General features: G+C 37.2%; 1 pseudogene. It reads left to right on the forward strand.

Annotated features, from left to right (window positions below):
* Nucleotides 1-85: 85 nt before the first annotated feature.
* A pseudogene (locus LEP1GSC062_RS03855) lies at nucleotides 86-750 on the forward strand (transposase); the annotation flags it as partial.
* Nucleotides 751-1,155 lie beyond the last annotated feature (405 nt).

Below are 1,155 nucleotides of genomic sequence, written 5' to 3' on the forward strand. Positions count from 1 at the left end.
CTCATCCCTACATAATAGAGTGTCCAAAATTCTACATCTAAACGGGGATCTGTGCTAAAATTGGCGGTACTCCTTTATGTAGAGATCAATAAAATCAAAAGACCAGGATTTAAGAAAAATTCAATATGTCTTGGATGCGGGTTATGCGAGTGAGGCTAACTTCCGCAGTTTAAAAGAATTCGACCTTTATTGCCCGGACCAGAAAATAACAAAATTATTTCAAGTGGGGAAATTCCTAAAGCCCCAAAATCCACTCAACGTAAACCAAAATCGATCCGGTTTACATATGAAAAGAAATTGAATCGATTCATCTGTCCGACAGGTAGAGTTCTTAAATTCAGAACGGAAAAATATCTTCATGGAAAAGATAGCTATTCGGATTTTCGTTCGACTAGTTGTTCCGGTTGTCGTTTAAAACAGTTTTGTTCCAAGGGAAAATCAAAGTCTATTTTGGTAAATTCTAAGAATCTAAAAAGAAATTATATCCATTCGAGTTCGGCAAAGAATTATCATCCGGATCAGATGAACAACTTCTATACGATGGAGATGCGAAGAAAACTAAGTGAACCTCAATCCAGAACCGTTTACTCCAAAAGATTTCCTTCCAATTGAAGGTGTATTCGGTGCAATCAAAGGTTCTCGCGGAGGAATCTTTTTTTGACAAAGGGAATCGAAAAAGTATCCACTGAATGGTCGGAAAGATGTTCTGCTCATAATATTGCCAAGCTTTGTGGATTTCGTTATATTTAATTTCCGAACGAAGGTGTTCCGATGTCGCCAGGTAGTATGAAAAAAATTTAAATTCGAATCAGGTTTAAAATAGAGATTTTTTCTCCGTCTCTTTTTCAACAGGCTCGAGGTGGAGAGGCGGCGGAGGGAAGACTCGGGAGGTTAAAATCATACTTTTTGCAAGTAAAAAGTCTCATTCTCGTCGGGGAACACTTGCGTTTTATTGTATGTAATGTTCTATCCACTAAAATCTAACCCCTAATCACTACTGATCCCTACAAAAAAGAGTACCAAAAATATAACAATAATATCCCATTGTCATAATGCAAAACTTAGAAAGGGAAAAGTTAAAACGTTTGGAAAAACGTAGGTTGAAGGGAATTGCTCTCTTGAAGAAGGGCTACACGTGTTACGGAGTATCAAAAA

The organism is Leptospira alexanderi serovar Manhao 3 str. L 60 (genome assembly GCF_000243815.2).
GTDB classification, from domain to species: Bacteria; Spirochaetota; Leptospiria; order Leptospirales; family Leptospiraceae; genus Leptospira; species Leptospira alexanderi.